This window comes from Flavobacterium sp. (assembly GCF_046293665.1).
Classification (GTDB): Bacteria; Bacteroidota; Bacteroidia; order Flavobacteriales; family Flavobacteriaceae; genus Flavobacterium.
In genome coordinates this window covers 561,042-583,262 of the sequence record NZ_JBKBOL010000001.1, presented here as the reverse complement: position 1 = coordinate 583,262, position 22,221 = coordinate 561,042, and the positions used below count along the sequence as shown (strand labels likewise).

The following is a 22,221-nucleotide window of genomic DNA, read 5'->3' as shown; positions in this document are numbered from 1 at the left end:
CTTATAAAATAATACTATTGCTGAAAAACTATTATAAAAAAGCAGCGTCAATTGGTTCCCAAAGTTCAATCTTGTTCCCTTCAGGATCTAATATCCAACCGAATTTTCCATAATCATAAGTCTCCATTTCGCCTACGATTGTTACACCTTCTTCTTGTAAAACTTTCAACAAAGCTTCCAAGTCATGAACCCTAAAGTTCATCATGAATTGCTTTTCGCTGGGATTGAAATAATTAGTCTTGGCTTCAAAAGGCGACCATTGGGTTGAACAATCATTGCCGTCTTTGTCTTTCCACCAAAATGTCCAGCCGTATTGATCGGTTGGAATGCCGAGATGGTTTTTGTACCAATCTTTAATCGCATTTGGATTCTCACTCTTGAAGAAAAAACCACCTAAACCGGTTACTCTTTTTAGGTCTTTATTGCTCATTGCTTTCTCTTTTGTAAAAAACAGTCACTGCCAATAAAAGCAAAATACCTTCAACCGTGAAGAAAAATAAAGGATTAAAAACCTCTTGAGCGATATAACTACAGCCCAATCCAAAGGCTAAAAACCCAATACTCATGTACAATACTTGTAATCTCGCTACGTGTTTACCTTCTTTTATTGGCTTTGCCAAAAAGAACAACCAAATACTCGACAATAACATCATGATAGAAGAATACAACCAAATCATCTGCATGCCTTGTGCCGCAACGGGTTGGATTTCTCCTTTTTGAATGTGTTCTAAAACCGCCGGCATTCCCATAAAAGCATGTGGGAAAAATTGAATGAAGGTTAAGATGCCTACAATCACTACTAGGTAATAACTAGCTTTGTTCATAATCTAAAGTTTTAATTTATGCTCAGTATTTGTTTAAACCAATTCGTAATTCCTAATTCGTAATTCGTAACTGCACAATCTTATCCACTATAGTCTGCGCCAGTTTCTCATGACTTTCAAAAGTCCAACCGGCAATATGTGGCGTTAATAAAACATTTTCGGATTGCAGCAAATACTCGAAAGCTTTAGGTTTTTCGCTATCGATAAAAAGATTCTCAAACGATAATTTTTCATACTCCAAAACATCCAATCCGGCACCTAGGATTTTACCGGAAGCTAATGCGCCCACCAAATCATCGGTAACTACATTTTTCCCTCTTGAGGTATTGATTAACCAAAACGGTTTGGCAAAAGCATTGATAAAATTCGAATTCACCATCTTGTCTGTTTCAGGTGTCCAAGGAATGTGTAAACTCAACACATCGGCTTGGGCTTGTAATTCAGCTAAAGAAACTTGCTTAGCATTGGCATCGCCCACATTCGGCAGAAGGTCATGACACAAAACGGTAACATCAAATCCGCGTAGTTTTTTGGCAAACGATTTACCCATATTGCCATAACCAATTAGCCCGACGGTTTTACCTTCGAGTTCATAGCCGCGATTGCCTTCACGAATCCATTTGCCTTCGCGTACTAATCTATCAGCGCGATTTAGTTTGTTCATTATCGATAAAAGCATTCCTAAAGCATGTTCGCCCACAGCATTTCTATTTCCTTCAGGCGCTGCAATGAGGTGAATTCCTTTAGCTTCGGCATATCCACAATCAATGCTTTCCAATCCGGCACCTACTCGGGCAATGAATTTTAGGTTAGTGGCTTTGTCCAAAAAAGCTTGGTCAATTTTAAACCGACTGCGAATAACAATCCCATGATAGTTTTGAATTTTAGCTTCGATTTCGGCTTTTGTGGAAGTAAAATCAGCCTCATTTTGAAAACCGGCTTGTTCCAATTGCTCCCACAATAATGGATGATTGCTGTCGATATGAAGAATTCTAATGTTTGGGTTAGGCATGATGGTAAATTGAAGAGTAAAGATAGCATTTCTTAGGAGATTTTGAAATGCTATAATTGACTACACTTTATTTTTCCACTCTCATTACAAAAAGGGCCGAAACCTTAACCGGAGCATAAATTACACTTGCTCCAAAACCGGAATCTCAATCGCTTCTACTGCCGCTTTGTAAAACTGCAACTGTTCTTGAATAGTATTGCTGTCTTTGCCAAAGAAATCAGTACTGGCAAACAAATCGATATAATACTCAATGCCCGCCAACAGATTACTTTTAAAGGCATTCCATTTTTTGAGTTGGGCCGTGGTAAATTCTTCGGTATAGTTGTCCAATTCATTCTTCAAATAATCGACATACATTTTCAATTCATTGACAAACATATTCGGGCGATTAGTATCGGCCAACACATTGGCATTGCCATAAATATGTTTCACCATGTCCGCCAAAGAAACCACTTGGTCAAAATACGCCAAATTCGGTCCGGGACAAATCACAATACCTTGCTGTTGCCCTTTAACATCGAGGTTGTTTTCTATATAAGAAGCATTCGCCAAACCAACACACAAGCACGATTTCTCAAATATTTTGGCTTGTTTTTTCTGAAGTGCTGATGCTGTTAAGTGGTCTTTTTGGACTTCCAATTCGGCCAATTTAAGGTCTTGGTATTTCTTAGAAGCGGTGCACAGGCCTTGCGCATCATACTCTTTGCTTAAGGCCAACAATTTCTTAGGGCAAGAACTTCCGGCTTTGTTATCGTCTATGCGTTTTTGTTTCCAAAGGTCATTGCTCATACCTTTTATGGAATTAAACGGAACGCCAAGCGGTGAAATATTACTCAGGTAAAAATCATCTTCTTTGGCTTTCGCCAAAAGCACTCTGGTTTCTTCATCGACTGAAGTGGCTTCGGGAACCAATAGGAATGGTGAACCCCAACCTACCGAATCTAATCCATAATTTTTCAGCAAAAAATCATGTTCTTCTCCGGTGCCAACACCACCTTGAGCCGTTATTTTTAAATCTAAAGGCTGAGCCGGAACAGGAAGATTTTTCGCTTCCAAAGCTTTCACCATTAGCTCGTGTGCCGATTGTATCAGTTGGTCTTTTTTGGTTTTGAATTCTTCCAAAATCGGCCCCATTAAAAAGCCTTCGGTAGCAAAAGCATGGCCACCGCAATTCAAGCCCGACTCGATGCGGTATTCCGACACCCAAAGCCCTTTTTTAGCCAAAAAATTCCCTTGTATCATAGCCGAACGGAAGTCACTTACTTTCAAAATAATTTTCTTCTGCAGTTCGCCATTCGCATCCGGATAAAACACCGAAAATTGTTCAAAATAACTGTACAACCTCGGATTCATTCCGGCCGAAAGCACGACTGATGAAGTAAGATTGCTTTCAGCAAAACCACGTAAGGACGCATGAGCATCGTTAAATTCAACCGGCAACTGTTCCTTTTTGTCAAAATTGTCTTTGTCCACTTTGGTCATAATGTTCACATCAATACCGCCGGGAGAAAAGTGTTCGGCCAAATAATTTTTAACCGATTCTTTCATCGACAAACCTTCGTCAATGAACTTTTGCAACCCTTTTTTGAACTCTGATTTAATAGGCAATATGGCGATGTAATTTTCCAAAACGGTTTTGTTTTCCGCCAATTCATTTTTGAAACTTTCAAATTTGTCTTTGACAATCGTATCGACTAAATTCAAATAGTGTTTGATTCGTTCCGCACGGTAATCATGACATTTTTGGGTAATTTCCTGATAGGGAAGACTGAACTTTTTACTGTAAAAAGCACGCATCTTTTCTATCAATTCGTCATCGGTTATTGAAATCACGGAAGAAATGCCATATTGCGCCACGCGAATCGGGCTGTCAATAGTATAAGCCAATCCCATAACAGGAATATGAAAAGTATGAATGTTGTTGGTAGTACTCATGTGGTAACGTTTTTTAATAAGGGGCGAATATTAAAAAAGCATTTCACAAAAAGCATGATATATGTCATACCAATTGATTGTAGAAGTCGCTTTTAAGTATCAACCTCTATATACCACTTGCTCTCTTCGGAATAAAATTCCGCGTATGGGTAGAAATATTTTTGTCAATCTAACATTTAGCCTATGAGTTAAGCCCTTATCGATTGAGAATTTGTTGAACCGTACCTAGCATTACATTCGCGCCAATCGCCAAATCTTCATAGGAAGCAAACTCAAGCGGATTGTGGCTGATGCCGTCTTTGCAGCGCACGAATATCATGCCGTAATCGCAAGCATAAGACAACGCCAATGCATCATGAAAAGGTCCGCTCATCAATTCGATTTCGTCTAATTCTAATTTTTGACATTCATCATGGATGCTTTCTTTAATCCAATCGGCGCAATATCTTGGATCACTTTTGGTGTCTTCTGAGATTTCGTAAGTGAGTTGGTGTTTGGCACAAATGGCTTGAATTCTATCGCGCAATTGTTTCTCATAACGGTTTCTTCTGTCTAAATCAATGTCGCGTAAATCAACTGTAAACGTTACTTCTTCAGGGATAATATTTCGTGATGCCGGAAAAATATTCAGCGTTCCCACGGTTCCAACAGTAGGATTTCCGGGAACTTGTGTAGCAATTTCATTCACAGCAACAATAATTTCGGCAGCACCAACTAAGGCATCTTTTCGAATCGGCATTGGAACAGAACCGGTGTGGCCTGCCATTCCTTTGAGTTTAACGGTCCACCACAACGGTCCCGAAATTCCGGAAACCACGCCGATGGGTTTGTGTGCCAAATCTAAAATCGGGCCTTGTTCGATATGCAGTTCCAAAAAGCAAAAAATGCTTCCGGGTTGGTATTCTGATTCTTTAAATTTTGTGATATCGCAACCAAAATCTTTTAAGGCTTGACCGCGAGTGATTCCATCTTTGTCGGCTCGTTCCAATTCGCCTTCTTCGAGTTTACCTAAAATGCCTCTCGAACCGAATAAGCCTTTGTTAAAACGCCAACCTTCTTCATCAGCAAAGGAAATCACTTCGATGCTACGTTCAGGAACGATGCCGTTATCGTGTAAAGTTTTCACGACTTCAATCGCACACAAAACTCCGGCAACGCCATCAAAACGACCGCCATAAGGTTGGGAATCTAAATGCGAACCCATCATTAAAACGGGTAACTCAGGATTTTTGCCTTCCAATCTTCCGATTAGGTTTCCGAAATTATCGATGCGAACCGTCATTCCGGCTTCGGTCATCCAGGAACCGGCAATTTCAAAACCTTGTTTTTCCAACTCGGTATGCGCAGGACGGCAAGTACCGGTTTCCCCAATTTTGCCGATTAAGCTCATGGCTTCGAAATGTTGTTGTAATCGAGAAGCGTTTATTTTCATTTTATGTTGAATGTTGAATGTTAAATGTTGAATGTTGAATGTTAAATGAAAAACAATGCCATCATTCAGCATTTAGCATTCAACATTCAAAATAATTTTTTTAGTGGTCATTTAACGGCAAACCTCTTTCTTGCCAATCTTTCCAATTGATATACTCAGGTGCCACTCGGTGGACTTCCATCGTGATACAATTGTCGACCGGACAAACCAATTTGCACAAATTACAGCCTACACATTCTTCTTCTTTAATGGTGTAATTGTTATAAGGAACACCTCTTTCGATGTTGATGGATTGGTGCGAAGTATCTTCGCAAGCAATGTAACACAAGCCGCAATGGATGCATTTTTCTTGGTCTATTTTGGCGATGTGATGGTAATTGATGTCCAAATCTTCCCAATGGGTGATTTTTTCAACGGATTTGCCGATGAAATCGGTAGTTTTTTGGTATCCTTTTTCGTCCATCCAGTTGTTTAAACCTTCGCACATGTCTTCTACAATTCGGAAACCGTGGGTCATCGCTGCTGTACAAACTTGTACGGAAGTGGCACCCAATAACATGAATTCGACAGCATCTTTCCAAGTACTCACGCCGCCAATTCCGGAAATCGGCACTTTGTTAGTTACCTCATCTTGGGCAATCGTAGTTAACATTTTTAACGCAATAGGTTTTACGGCCGGACCGCAATAACCCCCAAAAACACTTTTTCCGGCTACGTAGGGATTGGGCACTAAAGTGTCTAAATCAATTCCGGTTACACTTTGAATGGTGTTGATTAAACTCAAAGCACTGGTTCCGCCTTCAACGGCTGCTCTTCCGGTTGGAACAACAGAATGTACATTGGGCGTAAGCTTTGTAATTACGGGAATTGTTGCTTTTTCCATGACCCATTCGACTACCATTTTGGCAATCTCGGGGTCTTGACCAACGGCAGCTCCCATGCCTCTTTCGGTCATCCCGTGTGGGCAGCCAAAATTTAACTCAAAGCCCATGGCTCCGGCATCTTCACATTTCATGATAAGTTCGTGCCAGGACTTTCTATCATTGTCTGCCATCAGCGAAACAATCATCGCTCGGTCGGGGAACATTTTCACGACTTCATAAATTTCTTTTAGATTGATTTCTAGAGGTCGATCGCTGATTAATTCGATGTTATTGAAGCCCATGATTCTTTTTCTGCCGTATTCTACAGAGGAATAACGAGAGGAAACATTTTTGACTTGAGAACCTAAAGTTTTCCAAACCACACCGCCCCAACCGGCTTCGAAAGCACGTACCACGTTGATTAATTTATCTGTCGGTGGCGCACTGGCTAACCAAAATGGATTTGGAGATTTGATTCCGAGAAAATCTGTTGATATATCTGCCATGATTTTATTATGTTAAATGTTGAATTTTAAATGTTAAATGGCTTATTGTAAAGACGTTTGACTTGTTTTTACAATTTTGGTTATAATGTTGATGATGTGCTCAATCTGTATTAAATAAGTTGAATAATCTAAGGAAACCAGTTTACTTTTATCTAATAGCCGCAACCAGTATTTTGTTTCCCTGGCCTCTTTTGAAGCTATTGACATTTTTGCGATAAAATCTTTCTTAGTTTGAGCAGCATTGGCTTCTTCTACATTCGCTCCGATACTAGTGGCACTTCGAAGTAATTGTTTAGAAATCACAAACTCTTTTTGGTCTAATAAAGTTTTATACAGCCCGATAATGGCAATAGAAAAATCAAAAGTTAAGGTTACTATTTTGTTCTCTGTTTTCATTCAACATTTAACATTTAGCATTCAACATAAATTTAGTTATTAAAGGTTGGTTTTAATTCGGATTCGATAATATAATCCGGACTGATGATGCATTTCAAAATCGCTGCAGCGCCGTCTTTTCCGGCCTGAACTGCATCGACTACTTCTCGTCCGCCGTTGACACAATCGCCACCGGCAAAAACGCCGGCTGATTTTGTAGCAGATTTTCCGCTTACCGTAATTTTACCATTATTGTTTTCGATGTTATTATCATTAACCAACGATTGGAAAGGCATTTGCCCGGCCGCTTTGATGACCATATCAACCTCCAACGTAAATGTTTCTCCCGAAACAACCGGACTTCTTCTGCCACTAGCATCGGGTTCTCCCAGTTTCATTACATCACAAACCAATTGGGACACTTTCCCGTTATCGCCTTTGATTTCTTTAGGCGATGCTAACCAGATTACTTTACAGCCGTCGAGTTTGGCGATATCCAGTTCTTTTTCAGTACAAGGCATTTCAGCTTGTGTTCTTCGGTATACCAAAGTCACATCAGAAGCGCCCAATCTTTTGGCTTGCGTTGCGGCATCAATAGCAGTCATTCCCATTCCGATTACGGCTACTTTATCGCCTACAGCTATTTTGGAATAGTCATTATCTCTTAATTCGTAAATGAATTTTATCGCATCTTCCACGCCTTCTAGATGTTCGCCTTCAATATCTAATTGGCGCGCCAATCCAACTCCGAAAGCCATATAAACGGCATCGTAGTTTTGTTGTAGTTGTTCCAAAGTAACGTCTTTGCCAAATTCTTGATTGTATTTGATGTCGATTCCACCAATTGAAGTAATATAATTTACCTCATCTTCACAGAATTCCGGCGTTACTTTATAAGCGGCAATGCCATAAGTCATTAAACCACCGCCTTTGCTTTCCTTTTCATAAATGGTCACGTCAATTCCTTCACGGCTCAAGGTATGTGCACAACTCAATCCCGCAGGACCGGCGCCTACTATCGCTACTTTTTTGCCTTTGGAAGGTTTTCTTTCGAAAAGTTGCCAATTGTTTTCCATCGCTTTTTCGGTTGAATAGCGTTGGAGTTTGGCAATATTGATAGGCGTTTCGTGCATCAAATTATAGACACAAGCACCTTCACATAATTTTTCTACCGGACAGACTTTGCTGCAACCGGCGCCCATGATATTGGAAGAAAAAATGGTGTGTGCCGAACCTTTAATATTATCTGTTGTGATTTGTCTGATGAATTTGGGCACGTTGATGGACGTTGGACACGACTTCATACAAGGCGGATCGTAACAAAACAAACAACGGTTGGCTTCCACCACCGCTGCATCTCTGGTTTCAAATGGCGGATGAATATCAGAGAAATTCTCTTGATATTCGGCTGGGGTTAATCGGTTATTTTTTATGCTCATATTTTTTTCTATGTTAAATTTTGAATTTTGAATGTTAAATGCCTTTCATTCAAAATTTAGCATTTAACATTCAACATAATTACTTTCTAAGGTGCTGTGATTTCTCCATAGGTTTCGGGTCTTCGGTCTCGGTAGAATTGCCATTTACTTCTGATTTGTTCTATTAAATCCAAATCAAATTCGGCCACCAAAAGCTCATCTTTGTCTTCGGAAGCGCAGGCAAAAATTTCACCCAATGGATTTACGAAATAAGACGTTCCGTAAAAGCGTCCGAGATTCCAAGGTTTTTCTATTCCGACACGATTGATACAGCCCATAAAATAGCCATTGGCCACCGCATGCGCTGGCTGTTCGAGTTTCCATAAGTTTTGAGATTGCCCAACGGTTGTGGCGGATGGATTGTATACGATTTCGGCACCGTTTAATCCAAGGCATCTTGCGCCATCGGGAAAATGTCTATCATAGCAAATGTAAACGCCGACTTTAGCATACTTCGTTTGGAAAACAGGATAGCCTAAATTACCCGGTTTGAAGAAGAATTTCTCCCAAAAACCACCCGTTTGCGGAATGTGATTTTTGCGGTATTTACCCAAATAAGTGCCATCAGCATCAATGACTGCAGCGGTGTTGTACAAAACGCCTGCTTGGTCTTTTTCATAGACCGGAACAATGATAACCATGTCGTATTTTTTGGCGTAAACCTGCATTCTTTCAGTCGTCGGACCGGGAACACTTTCTGCCGAAGCGTACCAAGCGCTGTCTTGTCCGGGACAGAAATAAGGCGTGTTAAAAATCTCCTGAAAACACAAAATCTGAACACCTTGTCTTCCGGCTTCTTCTATATAAGGAATGTGCTTTTGCAGCATCGCTTCCATGATTTCGGGAATCGTGCCTTCGCCTTCGGTTTTGGCTAAACTCAATTGGATTAAGCCTGATTTAATAATTCGCGCCATACTTTTTATGTTAAATGCTGAATGTTGAATGTTGAATGACTTCATTTAGCATTCAACATTTAAAATTCAACATAATTTATATCTTCCCGTCTACTTTATTTCTTTTCACAAATTGGCCATAGCCTTTTTTCACTTTACATTCGTTATTGTCAATTACCACTTTACCACGAAGCAAAACCGTTTTTACTTTTCCTGTCAATTCCCAACCTTCATAACCGCTGTAATCTACATTCATGTGATGGGTTTTGGCGGAAAGCGTGTGTTTTTCATTGGCATCAAATAGTACAATATCGGCATCGCTTCCAATGGCAATCGTTCCTTTTTTGGGAAACATACCAAAGATTTTTGCCGCGTTTGTTGAAGCAACTTCGACATATTTATTTAAAGTGATTCTGCCTTTGTTTACACCTTCGCTGAAAAGCAATTCCATACGGTTTTCAATCGCCGGATGGCCATTTGGAATTTTGGAGAAATCATCCTTTCCCATTAGTTTTTGTTCCCACATAAACGGACAATGGTCGGTGGCTACTACATTGACCAATCCTTGATTCAAACCTGCCCATAAAGTTTCTTGGTCTTTCTTTTCGCGCAATGGCGGTGACATCACCCATTTGGCTCCTTCAAAATTTTGTTCGTACAAACTCGCATCTAAAATCAAGTATTGAATACAAGTTTCTACGAATACGTGTTGGTTTCTACGAGTGGCGAATCGAACGGCGTTCAACGCGCCTTCACAAGTTAAGTGAACAATATAACCGGGACAACCGGTATAATCCGCCATATCGGCAAAGCGACTGCTGGCTTCGGCTTCGGTGACTTCGGGTTGGGATAAATAATGGTATAGTGGTGCTAATTTGCCTTCCGATTTGTATTTGGCAATCAAAAAATCAATCATATCGCCATTGGTGGCGTGAACGTTTATTAAGCCGCCGTGTTTTTTCACTTCTTGCATTAAGCCAACCATTTGGCGGTCATCTATCATCAAGGCGCCTTTGTAGGCCATAAAAGTTTTGAAAGACGTAATGCCTTCGACTTCTATAAAATGCTGAATTTCTTTTTTGGTTTCATCATTGAAATCGGTCACCGCCATGTGGAAACTGTAATCGCCCACGGCATTGTTGTCGCTTCTGCCTTTCCATTCTTGTAAGGCTGATTGTAAACTTTTGCCTTGCGTTTGCAGAATGAAATCAATCACAGTAGTCGTTCCGCCATACAAAGCAGCGCGTGTTCCGGTTTCATAATTGTCACTGGAATACGTTCCCATAAACGGCATATCCAAATGCACATGAGGATCGATTCCGCCCGGCATTACTAGCTTTCCTGAGGCATCGATTACTTCGTCGGCAGTCACATTTAAGTTTTTGCCGATAGCCGAAATCGTTTCGCCTTCTATAAAAATATCCGCTAGGTAATCATCGGTAGCGGTTATGATTCTTCCGTTTTTGATTAAAACACTCATAATCTTATTATGTTAAATGTTAAATGTTAAATGTTGAATTAGACTCATTTAAAATTCAACATTTAACATTCAACATAATTTTATTTTTTCTTCATTAAAATATAATATACTAGTCCACTGATTCCAAAGCCTACAAACCATGCGTAATGGTACAAACTTGAAATCCATTCCGGAAAAACGGTGTTGTCTACTACTTTGATGGTTAAGAAAAAGCCCGGAACATTAGGGAGAATTCCGAGGAGTAACGCCCAAATTGCTTTGGTGTTGAACCCATTGGAAAAGCTGTAAATACCCTTTTTATTGTATAAATCATCCACGACTAAAGTCTGTTTTCGGATGAAATAATAATCGACTATCATGATGCCGCCGACCGGTCCGAGTAAACTGGAATAGCCGACTAACCACGTAAAAATATAACCCGTTGGGTCGGCAATTAATTTCCATGGAAAAATCATTATGCCTATAATTCCTGTGATATAACCGCCTTTTCTGAAGTCGATTTTACTGGGAGATAAATTGGCAAAATCGTTGGCCGGACTTACAATATTCGCCGCAATATTCGTCGCCAATGTGGAAATCGCAACCGCAATCATCGCAATGCTTACTAAAAGTTTACTATCAAATTTTCCAGCCAAGATTACCGGATCCCAAATCGTAGTACCGAAAACAATCGTCGTTGCTGAAGTCACTACAACTCCAACGAAGGCAAATAGCGTCATTGAAGTTGGTAAACCGTAAATTTGTCCTTTGATTTGGGCTTTTTGTGAAGTGGCGTAACGTGTAAAATCAGGGATATTTAAGGATAACGTTGCCCAAAAACCTACCATTCCAGTTAAGGCCGGAAAGAAGAAATGAAAGAAATCGACCGAATTGGTGAATTTGGATTTAGTTTCTAAAATCGGTCCCAAACCATTAGCTGCGCTAATCGCCCAAAACAATAAAGCTAAAGCGGCAACCGGTAAAAAGAGGGCTTTGAATACCAACAATTTTCGGATGCTGTCAACTCCTAAATAGACCACATACATATTGAGTAACCAAAACAGCAAAAAACAAATGGCCGGTCCGGTTTGCAAACCCCATGAATCAGGGAAAACTTGCGGTAAAGTTTCTATGCCAGGTAGCCACAAACGCATCATTTGGTAAATGGCAAATCCGCCAATCCAGGTTTGGATGCCGAACCAACCGCAAGCGACTATCGCTCTGAGTAGCGCCGGAATATTGGCGCCCATCGTTCCGAAACTCGCTCTGGCAAAGACCGGAAATGGGATTCCGTATTTGGCTCCGGCATGTCCGTTTAAAATCATAGGAATTAAGACAATTGTGTTTCCCAGGAAAATCGTCAATATGGCTTGCCACCAATTCATACCGCCTTCAATCAGTGAACTCGAGAGCATATAGGTCGGAATGCAAAGACTCATGCTAATCCATAAGGCAGCATAATTCCAGGTGGTCCAGGTTCGCTTTTCGGCAGCAACCGGCGCCAAGTCTTCACTATACAAAGACGAGTTTGTATGATTTAGGTTTTCGGACATTTAAAAGGTTTTTGAACACAGATTACATAAATTTTCACAGATTTTTTTTAATCCTTGTAATCTATTTAATCAGTGACTATTTAAGAATTTCAGTTCTATTGATTGTTAATTTTTATATTAAAGCAGCGTCAGATATTTTCAAAGCTTCACCGATAATCGCCAATCCTTCATCGATTTGTGCTTCCGTGACGCATAACGGCGGTGCTATAAAAATGTAGCCCCAACGCACAAAGGTGTACAGCCCTAATTCGCGAACTTTGGCCGCAATTTGATTCGTTACTTTTAAATCATCGCCGGCTGCGTTGTATGGTGCAATTAATTCGCCTGTGCTTTTGTTTTTTAAGATATCTAAACAACCTAATAATCCGGTGTTTCGGAACGTTCCCATACTTGGATGTTCCGCTCTCATCGCTTCGATTCTGGATTCTAGATATGCGCCCATTTTTCGGGTGTTTTCGATTAATCGGTCACTTTCGTAGATGTTGATTACGGCTAAAGCCGCCGCCAAGGCAACCGGATGACCATTATAAGTCAAGCCAATCATCATCGGTGTTGTTTCAAATTTGGCAGCAATTTTATCGGAAACCATCAAACAGCCTAATGGCAAATAAGACGCGGTTAAGCCTTTGGCCATACAAACCATATCGGGAATGATATCGTGGTTTTCGAAACCGAACCATTTTCCGGTGCGCCCGAAACCACTCATTACCTCATCAGCTACGAATAGGATGCCGTATTTTTCGCATAGTGCTTTTACGCCTTTTAAATAGCCTTTCGGATAATGCAAACAACCTGAGGAACCGCTTTCGCCTTCAAAAATGAACGCAGCGATATTGGTTTTACCTTCTAAATGAATGACTCTTTCTACGTATTCTAAACTTAGATTCAACTTGGTTGTTTCATCTAAATCTTTCATCCCGAAGAAATAATACGGATCATCTAAATGCACCGCATTGGGCATTTGTTGGGAATCATTCGCTAATTTTCTTGGGTCACCGCCAACGGTCATGCCACCAATAGAACCACCATGAAATGCACGGTATCTTCCGATAATTTTGTGTCTTCCGGTGTACAATCTTGCTAATTTGATAGCGTTGTCAATGGATGACGTTCCGCATAAAGTATAGAACGCTTTGTTTAAATCGCCCGGACAGATTTCGGCCAACTTGCGAGATAACTTCGCTCTTATTTCGGTAGTGCAACTTGGCGTTACAAAACTCACTTTTTGCATTTGTTCTACCACGGCATCCGTAACTCTTTGGTCACCGTGACCGATATTGACCGACATCAAGCCCGAAGAAAAATCGATAATTCTGTTGCCGTCGTAGTCGTATAAATAAACACCTTCGGCTCTTTCTATCGCTATCGGATTGACACTTCCTTGTGCCGACCAAGAGAATAAACTGAACTCTTTGCTGTCGCTTATGATTTGTTCTTTGGTTAAGGTTTGTTCTTTTGTAAACATCTTTATTTTTTATTTTGACCCGAGCGCTAGCGAACAGATCGTTAGATAATGTTAAATGTTGAATGTTGAATGGGTTTCTCTTTTACACAAAAACCCTAGCCCCGATTGCAATGGAAATCCTTTTTGGGATTAATCAATCCTAAAAAGATTGTAATGTAAAGCGGGATTAGCTCCTAAATAATTCAACATTTAACATTCAACATTTAACATAATTTAGTATTAGCTCATCCAGTTCACACCGGCTTCTGCATTCCATTTGATTGTACTTTTTTTCAATTTGGTCCAAAACTCGATGGAGCTTTTTCCGGTGATGTCGCCTACGCCGAATTTACTTTCGTTCCAACCGCCAAAACTGAATGGTTCTCTTGGCACCGGAACGCCAACATTTACGCCAATCATACCGGCGCTGGCTTTGTCGATGATGTAACGCGCCATGCCACCGTTTTGGGTAAATACACTCGCGGCATTTCCGTATGGATTTTTGTTTTCGATGGCTAAAGCTTCGTCAACCGTATTGGTTCGGATGATAGAAATTACCGGTCCGAAAATTTCTTCTGTGGCGACACTCATTTCGGGTGTTACGAAATCGATTACTGTTGGCCCAACATAAGTGCCGTTTTCTTTTCCGGCGACTTTGGTGTTTCGGCCGTCGACTAATATTTTGGCGCCGTCTTTTTCGGCTTGGTTGATATAGCTTTCTATTCGGTCTTGCGATTCTTTATTGATAACCGCTCCAAGGTTTTGACCCGGAATAATTTTGCGCGCTTCGTCACATATTTTAGCTACAATCGCATCTACATTGCCCACGCCTATCATAGCCGAAGCCGCCATACAACGTTGGCCCGCACAGCCCGACATGGAAGCCGCTACGTTTTGCGCCGTCATATCCGGAATGGCATCGGGTAAGACCATTAAGTGGTTTTTGGCACCGCCTAAGGCCAAGCATCTTTTTAAATTATTGGTGGCTCTTTGGTACACAATCTTGGCGACTTTGGTAGAACCTACAAACGAAACCGCTTCAATTTTCGGATGGTCACAAATGGCATTTACAATGTCAACATCGCCATGAACTACGTTGAAAACGCCATCGGGAAGACCGGCTTCTTTTAGCAATTCGGCCAAACGACCACAACTTAACGGCACTTTTTCGGAAGGTTTGATAATCATACAATTGCCTAACGCAATGGCATTCGGAATCGTCCAATTGGGAACCATCGACGGAAAGTTGAACGGAACTATTGAAGCCACAACACCCAGCGGCACGTGCTCTGTTCTACATTCAACGCCTTTGCTGACTTCTAACAATTCGCCTGTGATTAATTGAGGTAAAGACGTGGCGAATTCCGTAAGTTCGATACATTTTTCTATTTCGGCTACAGATTCGCCATAGGTTTTTCCGTTTTCTTCACTACACAATTCAGCCAATTCTTTTAGGTGTTTTTCCAATAAAGTCTTGTACCTGAAAAATACTTGCACGCGTTCCTTAATTGGGGTTTTGCTCCACGCAGGAAATGCGGCTTGAGCGGCTTTCACGGCATCGTCTAAATCTTTTGCACTCGACAAAGGGACTGTAGATAAAAAACTCCCATCTAAGGGAGAAATAACGTTTAAAGTTTGTGTGGTTGTTGAAGGGACGAACCGCCCATTGATGTAATTCTGAATTGCTGAATATTTCATTTAAATTATTATTATTTTACAAATATTTTAATAAAAGTAATAACAATTTCATAATAAACAAATTTTAGCTATGAATTATTATCATTTCGTAATTTTTAAACAAAATCCTTAAGTATTAACAAGGGTAACCGTTATAAAACTATCGAACTGTAACAAATTCAGTAGATTATGTACTATCAAAACGATAAGTTGTTTTTCTTTTTCCTTAAACATCTTGCTTTGGAATCAATCTTTAAAAATTGAACAATTGTTAATGGAGCGTACCAAAAAATAATTTCATTGACTACTAACCAAACACGGTAATGAAGAATGTAAAACTTATAACGCTATGGGCTTATTATAAAAATTCGGTGAGCCTATTGTTCTCAAAAGAAAGGTTGACGACTGTCGATAGTATTAATAAAATACAAAGAATAAAAAATATAACCATAGTCATATAAAATCCTCTTTTTACCTTTGTATCTTTGCACCGTGAAAAACATAGTAATCATAGTCGCACTAGTCATGCTCCTCAAACCAATACTTCCGGTGGCTGACTATATTATTAATTATGATTATATTTCCAAAGTGCTTTGTGAGAACAAAGCCAAACCGGAGTTGAAGTGTAACGGAAAGTGTCAATTAATGAAAGAATTGGCGAAAGCTGCCGAAGAAGAAAAACCAATATCACCTAACAAAAAAATACAAATTCAGGAAACAGAAGTTCTGTTTTTCCAAGAAATTCAAACCCTATTTTACTCACAATCTTATTTTCAGTATAAAAATGCTGTTGACGACCTCTATTCCAATCTTTATTTTCACTTAAAGAGTGGTTCTGTCTTTCATCCACCCACTGTAATTTCATAATTGTTTATTTTTTGGTTCCTTTTTTAGGCAACCTCGAGCCTATGCGCTCAATCATTATCTCTGAAGCAGCAATTGCTTCAGGCTAACTTTATATATCAATTAATTAAAAACAAAAATGAAATTACTAGTAAGAAACTTAGTAGCGGCTTTTGCTATGGTATTAACCTTTACCGCTTGTTCAAACGATGACAATAATGCCCCAACAGGTCAAGGAAGCTTAAAATTAGAATTTGACAACGTATATAAAACCGCTAATCTGGCTTTCAACACCACTTATACCAATACCAATGGTGAGGTTATAAAAGTGTCCAAAGCCAAATATATTGTAAGCAATATTGTCCTAACCAAAGCTGACGGCTCTACTTATACCGTTCCAAAAAGCGAAAGTTACTTTATTATTGACGAAGCCTCAGCTGCATCAACATTGCTTACGCTTCCTAATATTCCTGCGGCTAACTATACTAAAGTTTCCTTCGGAATTGGCGTTGACCAAGAACAGTTTTTATTAGGTGCCGATGGACAAGGTAACTTCTTAGCAACAGCTCAAGCCGCCGGAATGATGTGGTCTTGGAGTGCCGGATATAAATTTGTTGCTTTTGAAGGTTCATTTACCTCTTCTTCCGTAACTACCGAAACAACTTTTATGCTTCACACCGGAAAAACAGGCACTGATTACAACTACGCGACTGTTACGCTTGACTTACCGGAAAATGCTTTGGTAAGAACCAACATCACGCCACAAGTGCACATCATGGCCGACTTGGCACAACTGATTGATGGCACCAACAAAATCAACTTTACCGAAGGTGCTATGGTAATGGGTGGGACAAAATTAGCCTTGGTTACCGCAAATATTGCCAATATGTTTGAAATACACCACGTACACAACGACTAAAAAACAAACAGCAGTCAACTCAATGGTTGACTGCTGTTTTTAAATTCTTAAAAAATGAAAACACATCATTTGTGGCTTTTCCTTGTACTCTTATTTTGGAGTTGTTCAAACGAGGAAAGTGCCGAATACCAAAGCATACCATTAGCGTTTAATGTCCCTTCTAATTTTCCCCCAGTAGCCTATAATTTTGCCAACAATCCTCTTACCGAAAAAGGATTTGAATTAGGCAAAAAGTTATTCTACGACGGACGACTGGCGTCTGACGGAGTCGTTTCTTGCGGATTTTGCCACATTCAAGAAGATGCTTTTACACACCACGGACACACCTTTAGCCATGGCGTAGGCAATGGCATAGGAACACGCAATACGCCGCCAATCCAAAACTTGGCCTATCAAACTACTTTCATGTGGGATGGCGCCACGGATCATCTCGACCTTCAAGCCATTATTCCGCTTACAAGTGAAATTGAAATGAATGGCAATTTAAACAACATCATTACCATGATGAAAGGCGATGCCCAGTACCGAAAATTATTCCGACAAGCATTTGATGATGGCGAAATCAATTCAGAGAATATGCTTAAAGCCTTAGGCCAATTCATGGTCATGGTCACTTCCTCTGATTCCCGTTTTGACAAGTACCGCCGCAATGAACCGGGCGGAACTTTAACCCCCGAAGAATTACAAGGATATTCGCTGTTCAATCAAAAATGCGCTTCTTGTCATGCTACCGATATTTTTACAGACAATACTTTCCGAAACAATGGTTTGCCGGTCAACCCTTCTATCAATGACATTGGTCGCTATCGCGTAACCGAATTACCGCAAGACTTGCACAAATTCAAAGTACCAAGCTTAAGAAATATTGAAAAAACAGCGCCTTACATGCATGATGGTCGCTTTTACACCCTTGATGCAGTATTGAATCACTATGCCGGCGGTGTCATCTACTCGTCAACACTCGATCCTTTGTTGCAAAACAACAACACTTTGGGAATTCCATTGACTGAAAGCGAAAAAACAAAAATCATTGCTTTCCTAAAAACCTTAACTGATACACAGTACTTAACAAATCCAAAATTTGCCGAATTTTAATCCAAATGAAAAAATACTTTTTACTATTATTACTGACCTCCCAATGCCTTTTTGCCGCCCATAAAGACACCCTGCGATTACCTCCCGTTTTTAAAGCCGTACCGCTTTGGGAATCTGTGGCCGATGACTGCGATGCTTGCGGTTGCTCAGCCAGTGGTGGTAGCATGGGATTGGCTTCTATGCTCAACAACAACTTTGTAGGCATTCGTTACTTTTACCAAAGCTACCAAAGCAATGATGGCCTGTACAGTAACTCTCCTTGGTATGACGAAACCTTCAATACCCTTCAAGTTTGGAGCAGAATCCCAATCACCAAAAAAATCCAAATCTCTGCCCTATTACCTTATCACTTTCACCACCGAGAAACAGCTTCGGGCAAACAAAACATTTCCGGCATAGGCGATGTTACTCTCTTAGGGTTATATGAAATCCATCAAACCACTAATGACTCTGCACGATTCCACCATAAAATACAATTGGGTGCCGGACTCAAAATGCCTTTAGGCAAATTTGACGAAGCCAATAACGGTAGTGTCAATCCAAGTTACCAATTGGGAACCGGCAGTTGGGATTATATGCTTACCGCAGACTACGTCATTAAAAAAAATCGTTTCGGGCTCAACACTATGGTCAACTATAACCTAAAAACCGAAAACCGAAAAAACTACCGCTTCGGGAACCAAACCAATTATGCGGCTACTTTTTTCTACTTTCACGAAACTTCAACATTCAGTATTGTCCCTCAACTGGGCATAGCGGGCGAAATTTATGAAAGCAATTACCAGCACAGCCAAAAAGTAAGAAACACCGCCGGTAATATCTTGATGAGTAAAATCGGATTTGAAATCGGAAAAAATAAATTCTCTTTGGGAGCCAATGCTATGCTACCGATTCACCAAAACCTAAATGCCGGAAGAGTTGAAGCCAAATACCGTTGGAGCATTAATTTAAACTATGCCTTGTAATAAAGTGTAACAAAATCTAAATAGTACCAACTAATTTTAGCTAACTTAGCTTAAACAAACTAATTCCATTTTAATGAAAAACACATCACTTCTGCTGTTGACAGCCATTCTTTTGGCTTCCTGCAATCAAAAAGAACTCACTTCGGGAATTACCAAAAAAAATATGGATACGCTGGTCAAACCCGGTGATAACTTTGCCGCTTATGTCAACGGCGCTTGGATGAAAACCGCCAAGATTCCGGCCGACAAAGCCTCTTATGGAGCTTTTGACATGTTGGTTGACCAATCCCAAAAAGACGTCAAAGCCATCATCGAAGAAGCCGCTAAAGGTACTAATGCCGAAGGTTCCGACGAACAAAAAATTGGGGACTACTATGCTTCGTTTATGGACAGAAAAGCCCGTGATGCGAAGGGTGTAGCGCCTATCCAACCCGAATTAAAAGCCATCGACGCCATTGCCTCATACGATGACTTGGCCGCCTATTTCGGAAAAGCCAATCGCATTGGAGTAGCCATTCCGTTCAATGTTTCGGTATATACCGATTTCAAAGATCCTACGAAATACACTTTAATCACTTGGCAAGGCGGTTTAGGATTACCGGAAAGAGAATACTATTTGTCTACCGATGCTAAGATGACCGACGTTCGTCAAAAATATGTAGCCCACATCGAAAAGATGTTCCAATTAACCAATATGCCCAATGCTGCAGAAAGTGCCGCAAAAATCATGGCGTTGGAAACTACTTTGGCCACCCAACACATGAAAAAAGAAGACACCCGCGATATTGTAAAACTGTACAATGCTGTGGCGGTAAAAGACTTAAAAACCTTAATGCCCGATTTCAACTGGACGGCCATGCTCAAAAGCGCCGGTGTTGACCAAGAAAAGAAACTAGTCGTGACGCAATTGGACTATACCAAAAGTCTGAACAACATCATCAAAAACACGCCTCTCGACACTTGGAAAACCTATTTAAAATGGGGCGTAATCAACGGTTCCGCCAGTGATTTAACCACTGCTTTAGACAACCAAAACTTTGAATTTTACAGCAAAACCCTTTATGGCGTAGAAAAACCTCAGGAAGATTGGAAACGCGCTGTCGAAACGGTTAACGGTGGTTTAGGAGAATTGGTAGGGAAAGTCTATGTCAAAAAACACTTCTCTCCCGAAGCCAAAAAACGCATGGTGACTATGGTGGAAAACCTATTAAAAGCCTATGCAGAAAGCATCAAAACCTTAGATTGGATGAGTGAAGCCACCAAGAAAGAAGCCTTGAAAAAGGTAGATAACTTTATGATTAAAATTGGGTATCCTGATACTTGGAGAGATTACTCAGCCTTAAAAATTGACAAAAACGATTTCTACGGCAACGGTTTACGTGCTGCCGAATTTGAATACAACCGCAACTTAGCCAAACTGGGCAAACCGGTAGATCGTGCCGAATGGGGTATGAACCCACAAACAGTAAACGCCTACTACAATCCGTCATTAAACGAAATTGTATTCCCGGCTGCCATTTTAAAACCGCCTTTCTTTGATTTAAATGCCGATGATGCGGTAAACTATGGCGGAATCGGAGCCGTTATCGGTCACGAAATCGGACACGGATTTGACGACCAAGGAAGTGCCTTTGATGGCAAAGGGGTAATGAAAAACTGGTGGACACCGGCAGACTTAGCCGCATTCAAAAAGAAAACCGCTGCTTTGGTTGACCAATACAGCAGCTTCAAAGCCTTCCCTGATTTGAATGTAAACGGTGCTTTTACTTTAGGTGAAAACATAGGCGACTTAGGCGGATTGAGCATTGCCATCAAAGCTTACAAAGCCACCCTAAACGGCAAAGAAGCACCCGTAATGGATGGCTTCACCGGTATGCAACGCGTATTCTTAGGTTGGGGACAAGTATGGTTAGAAAAAACCCGCGATGAAGCCCTACGCAGTCAAATTGCCTCCGACCCACACTCACCGGCACTCTTCAGAGTAAACGGAACCGTGCGCAACATCCCGGAGTTTTACGAAGCGTTTAATATTAAACCAACGGATTCGTTGTATTTAGCGCCTGAAAAGCGTGTGAAGATTTGGTAGAAGAAATCATTTTATAATAGAAACCCTGACGGAGACGTTGGGGTTTTTTAGTGCAAGTTGGTTTGCCTGCATTTTTAAAAACACAATATGTTCAATTAAATTGCTATTTTAGCAAATAGAATTATACTTCGGAACATTGAAAATATAAATAAAATGGATAAAGTCCAGAGAGACCAAATTATAGAAAATGCCAAGAACTTTTTCAGAACTGAAATAGTGCAAAACCATATAGAAGGTGCATGTAAAAGAGCAAGCAAACTATCCGAATACAATGTAAATCCATTTCTTTTTAAGTACCTAGCTAATTTTCTAACTGGAAATGATGATGCTGAGAGTATTGCTCGTGCCTTAGTTTTGCCTCGTATTTTAGGTTCCTCAATAAATACTTCCTTTGGTATGAAAATCCAAAGTTTAGTAAGTTCACTTTTCCAAGGGCTTGGTTCTACTACACCAGGGATAGACATAGAGTTTTTTGATGCTATTGATGGTAGAAAAAAATACTGCCAATTAAAAGCAGGACCAAACACCATCAATTATGACGATGTAAAAACAATTGTAGACCATTTTAAAGGAATAAGAAACCTTGCCAGAACTAACAATCTAAATGTTGGAATCGATGATATGGTTGTCGGAGTAATCTATGGTGAAGAATCGGAATTAAGTTCTCATTACAAGAAAATTGGAGAGCAATATCCTGTAATCATTGGAAAAGATTTTTGGCATCGCTTAACAGGTGACGAAAATTTTTACTTTGAATTGATTGATGCTATGGGTGATGTAGCTTTAGAAGTAGATGCAAGTCACGTTGTCGAAAAAACAATTCAAGCATTAGCTGTAGAAATTCAAGCTAAATACAAATAAC

General features: G+C 40.3%; 19 protein-coding genes. 6 read left to right on the top strand and 13 right to left on the bottom strand.

The genetic code is table 11. The features are described 5' to 3' along the window. Positions 1 to 31: 31 nt before the first annotated feature. From ACK4R1_RS02655 to ACK4R1_RS02595, 13 genes are all read right to left on the bottom strand, one after another. Positions 32 to 430 carry a VOC family protein gene (locus ACK4R1_RS02655; RefSeq protein WP_409683275.1) on the bottom strand — a complete coding sequence of 133 codons (399 nt, stop codon included), beginning with the start codon at positions 428 to 430 and terminating at the stop codon, positions 32 to 34. Further along, positions 420 to 824: a hypothetical protein gene (locus ACK4R1_RS02650; protein WP_409683272.1), complete on the bottom strand. Its 405-nt coding sequence runs from the start codon at positions 822 to 824 to the stop codon at positions 420 to 422. Before ACK4R1_RS02650 ends, ACK4R1_RS02655 begins: the two co-directional genes overlap by 11 nt. A gap of 52 nt (positions 825 to 876) precedes the next feature. Next, the gene (locus ACK4R1_RS02645; RefSeq protein ID WP_409683269.1) at positions 877 to 1,836 is read right to left on the bottom strand and encodes a 2-hydroxyacid dehydrogenase; all 960 of its coding nucleotides are present in this window, start codon (positions 1,834 to 1,836) and stop codon (positions 877 to 879) included. Positions 1,837 to 1,956: 120 nt separating this feature from the next. Further along, positions 1,957 to 3,771, bottom strand: coding sequence for a hypothetical protein (locus ACK4R1_RS02640; protein ID WP_409683267.1), 1,815 nt, complete (start codon positions 3,769 to 3,771; stop codon positions 1,957 to 1,959). Positions 3,772 to 3,967: 196 nt separating this feature from the next. Then, complete coding sequence (locus tag ACK4R1_RS02635) at positions 3,968 to 5,203, bottom strand: M20 family metallo-hydrolase (RefSeq protein WP_409683264.1); 1,236 nt, start codon at positions 5,201 to 5,203, stop codon at positions 3,968 to 3,970. A gap of 100 nt (positions 5,204 to 5,303) precedes the next feature. Further along, positions 5,304 to 6,572, bottom strand: a complete 1,269-nt coding sequence (preA, locus tag ACK4R1_RS02630) for an NAD-dependent dihydropyrimidine dehydrogenase subunit PreA (protein WP_409683261.1) — start codon at positions 6,570 to 6,572, stop codon at positions 5,304 to 5,306. Positions 6,573 to 6,614: 42 nt separating this feature from the next. Beyond that, a complete protein-coding gene (locus tag ACK4R1_RS02625) occupies positions 6,615 to 6,968 on the bottom strand; it encodes a four helix bundle protein (RefSeq protein WP_409683258.1) in 354 nt (117 codons plus the stop codon). 32 nt (positions 6,969 to 7,000) lie between these two features. Then, positions 7,001 to 8,386, bottom strand: a complete 1,386-nt coding sequence (locus ACK4R1_RS02620; protein WP_409683255.1) for an NAD(P)-dependent oxidoreductase — start codon at positions 8,384 to 8,386, stop codon at positions 7,001 to 7,003. Positions 8,387 to 8,472: 86 nt separating this feature from the next. Further along, positions 8,473 to 9,339 (bottom strand): nitrilase-related carbon-nitrogen hydrolase, encoded by an 867-nt coding sequence (locus ACK4R1_RS02615; protein ID WP_409683253.1) that lies wholly within the window; start codon positions 9,337 to 9,339, stop codon positions 8,473 to 8,475. 76 nt (positions 9,340 to 9,415) lie between these two features. Further along, the gene (gene hydA / locus ACK4R1_RS02610; protein WP_409683250.1) at positions 9,416 to 10,798 is read right to left on the bottom strand and encodes a dihydropyrimidinase; all 1,383 of its coding nucleotides are present in this window, start codon (positions 10,796 to 10,798) and stop codon (positions 9,416 to 9,418) included. An 80-nt stretch (positions 10,799 to 10,878) separates the two neighbouring features. After that, positions 10,879 to 12,330, bottom strand: coding sequence for an NCS1 family nucleobase:cation symporter-1 (locus tag ACK4R1_RS02605; RefSeq protein WP_409683248.1), 1,452 nt, complete (start codon positions 12,328 to 12,330; stop codon positions 10,879 to 10,881). A 112-nt stretch (positions 12,331 to 12,442) separates the two neighbouring features. Beyond that, entirely contained in the window at positions 12,443 to 13,795 is a 1,353-nt protein-coding gene (locus ACK4R1_RS02600; RefSeq protein ID WP_409683246.1) for an aminotransferase class III-fold pyridoxal phosphate-dependent enzyme, read from the bottom strand. 219 nt (positions 13,796 to 14,014) lie between these two features. Next, positions 14,015 to 15,472 (bottom strand): CoA-acylating methylmalonate-semialdehyde dehydrogenase, encoded by a 1,458-nt coding sequence (locus ACK4R1_RS02595; RefSeq protein ID WP_409683243.1) that lies wholly within the window; start codon positions 15,470 to 15,472, stop codon positions 14,015 to 14,017. A gap of 504 nt (positions 15,473 to 15,976) precedes the next feature. Between ACK4R1_RS02595 and ACK4R1_RS02590 the strand changes: the two genes are divergently transcribed. From ACK4R1_RS02590 to ACK4R1_RS02565, 6 genes are all read left to right on the top strand, one after another. Continuing rightward, complete coding sequence (locus tag ACK4R1_RS02590; protein WP_409683239.1) at positions 15,977 to 16,318, top strand: hypothetical protein; 342 nt, start codon at positions 15,977 to 15,979, stop codon at positions 16,316 to 16,318. A gap of 115 nt (positions 16,319 to 16,433) precedes the next feature. Then, positions 16,434 to 17,213, top strand: a complete 780-nt coding sequence (locus ACK4R1_RS02585) for an MbnP family protein (RefSeq protein ID WP_409683236.1) — start codon at positions 16,434 to 16,436, stop codon at positions 17,211 to 17,213. Between the two features lie 54 nt (positions 17,214 to 17,267). Beyond that, positions 17,268 to 18,308, top strand: coding sequence for a cytochrome-c peroxidase (locus tag ACK4R1_RS02580; RefSeq protein ID WP_409683233.1), 1,041 nt, complete (start codon positions 17,268 to 17,270; stop codon positions 18,306 to 18,308). A gap of 5 nt (positions 18,309 to 18,313) precedes the next feature. Beyond that, complete coding sequence (locus tag ACK4R1_RS02575; protein WP_409683230.1) at positions 18,314 to 19,273, top strand: transporter; 960 nt, start codon at positions 18,314 to 18,316, stop codon at positions 19,271 to 19,273. A 73-nt stretch (positions 19,274 to 19,346) separates the two neighbouring features. Next, complete coding sequence (locus ACK4R1_RS02570) at positions 19,347 to 21,359, top strand: M13 family metallopeptidase (protein ID WP_409683227.1); 2,013 nt, start codon at positions 19,347 to 19,349, stop codon at positions 21,357 to 21,359. Positions 21,360 to 21,512: 153 nt separating this feature from the next. Next, entirely contained in the window at positions 21,513 to 22,220 is a 708-nt protein-coding gene (locus ACK4R1_RS02565; protein ID WP_409683225.1) for a PmeII family type II restriction endonuclease, read from the top strand. The last annotated feature ends 1 nt before the right edge of the window (position 22,221 follow it).

Coding starts and splice junctions, on each gene's coding strand:
- ACK4R1_RS02620 (WP_409683255.1), bottom strand. CDS start 8,386: ATGAGCATAAAAAATAACCGATTAACCCCAGCCGAATATCAAGAGAAT.
- ACK4R1_RS02585 (WP_409683236.1), top strand. CDS start 16,434: ATGAAATTACTAGTAAGAAACTTAGTAGCGGCTTTTGCTATGGTATTA.
- hydA (WP_409683250.1), bottom strand. CDS start 10,798: ATGAGTGTTTTAATCAAAAACGGAAGAATCATAACCGCTACCGATGAT.
- ACK4R1_RS02625 (WP_409683258.1), bottom strand. CDS start 6,968: ATGAAAACAGAGAACAAAATAGTAACCTTAACTTTTGATTTTTCTATT.
- ACK4R1_RS02635 (WP_409683264.1), bottom strand. CDS start 5,203: ATGAAAATAAACGCTTCTCGATTACAACAACATTTCGAAGCCATGAGC.
- ACK4R1_RS02650 (WP_409683272.1), bottom strand. CDS start 824: ATGAACAAAGCTAGTTATTACCTAGTAGTGATTGTAGGCATCTTAACC.
- preA (WP_409683261.1), bottom strand. CDS start 6,572: ATGGCAGATATATCAACAGATTTTCTCGGAATCAAATCTCCAAATCCA.
- ACK4R1_RS02595 (WP_409683243.1), bottom strand. CDS start 15,472: ATGAAATATTCAGCAATTCAGAATTACATCAATGGGCGGTTCGTCCCT.
- ACK4R1_RS02605 (WP_409683248.1), bottom strand. CDS start 12,330: ATGTCCGAAAACCTAAATCATACAAACTCGTCTTTGTATAGTGAAGAC.
- ACK4R1_RS02640 (WP_409683267.1), bottom strand. CDS start 3,771: ATGAGTACTACCAACAACATTCATACTTTTCATATTCCTGTTATGGGA.
- ACK4R1_RS02590 (WP_409683239.1), top strand. CDS start 15,977: ATGCTCCTCAAACCAATACTTCCGGTGGCTGACTATATTATTAATTAT.
- ACK4R1_RS02575 (WP_409683230.1), top strand. CDS start 18,314: ATGAAAAAATACTTTTTACTATTATTACTGACCTCCCAATGCCTTTTT.
- ACK4R1_RS02615 (WP_409683253.1), bottom strand. CDS start 9,339: ATGGCGCGAATTATTAAATCAGGCTTAATCCAATTGAGTTTAGCCAAA.
- ACK4R1_RS02600 (WP_409683246.1), bottom strand. CDS start 13,795: ATGTTTACAAAAGAACAAACCTTAACCAAAGAACAAATCATAAGCGAC.
- ACK4R1_RS02570 (WP_409683227.1), top strand. CDS start 19,347: ATGAAAAACACATCACTTCTGCTGTTGACAGCCATTCTTTTGGCTTCC.
- ACK4R1_RS02580 (WP_409683233.1), top strand. CDS start 17,268: ATGAAAACACATCATTTGTGGCTTTTCCTTGTACTCTTATTTTGGAGT.
- ACK4R1_RS02645 (WP_409683269.1), bottom strand. CDS start 1,836: ATGCCTAACCCAAACATTAGAATTCTTCATATCGACAGCAATCATCCA.
- ACK4R1_RS02565 (WP_409683225.1), top strand. CDS start 21,513: ATGGATAAAGTCCAGAGAGACCAAATTATAGAAAATGCCAAGAACTTT.
- ACK4R1_RS02655 (WP_409683275.1), bottom strand. CDS start 430: ATGAGCAATAAAGACCTAAAAAGAGTAACCGGTTTAGGTGGTTTTTTC.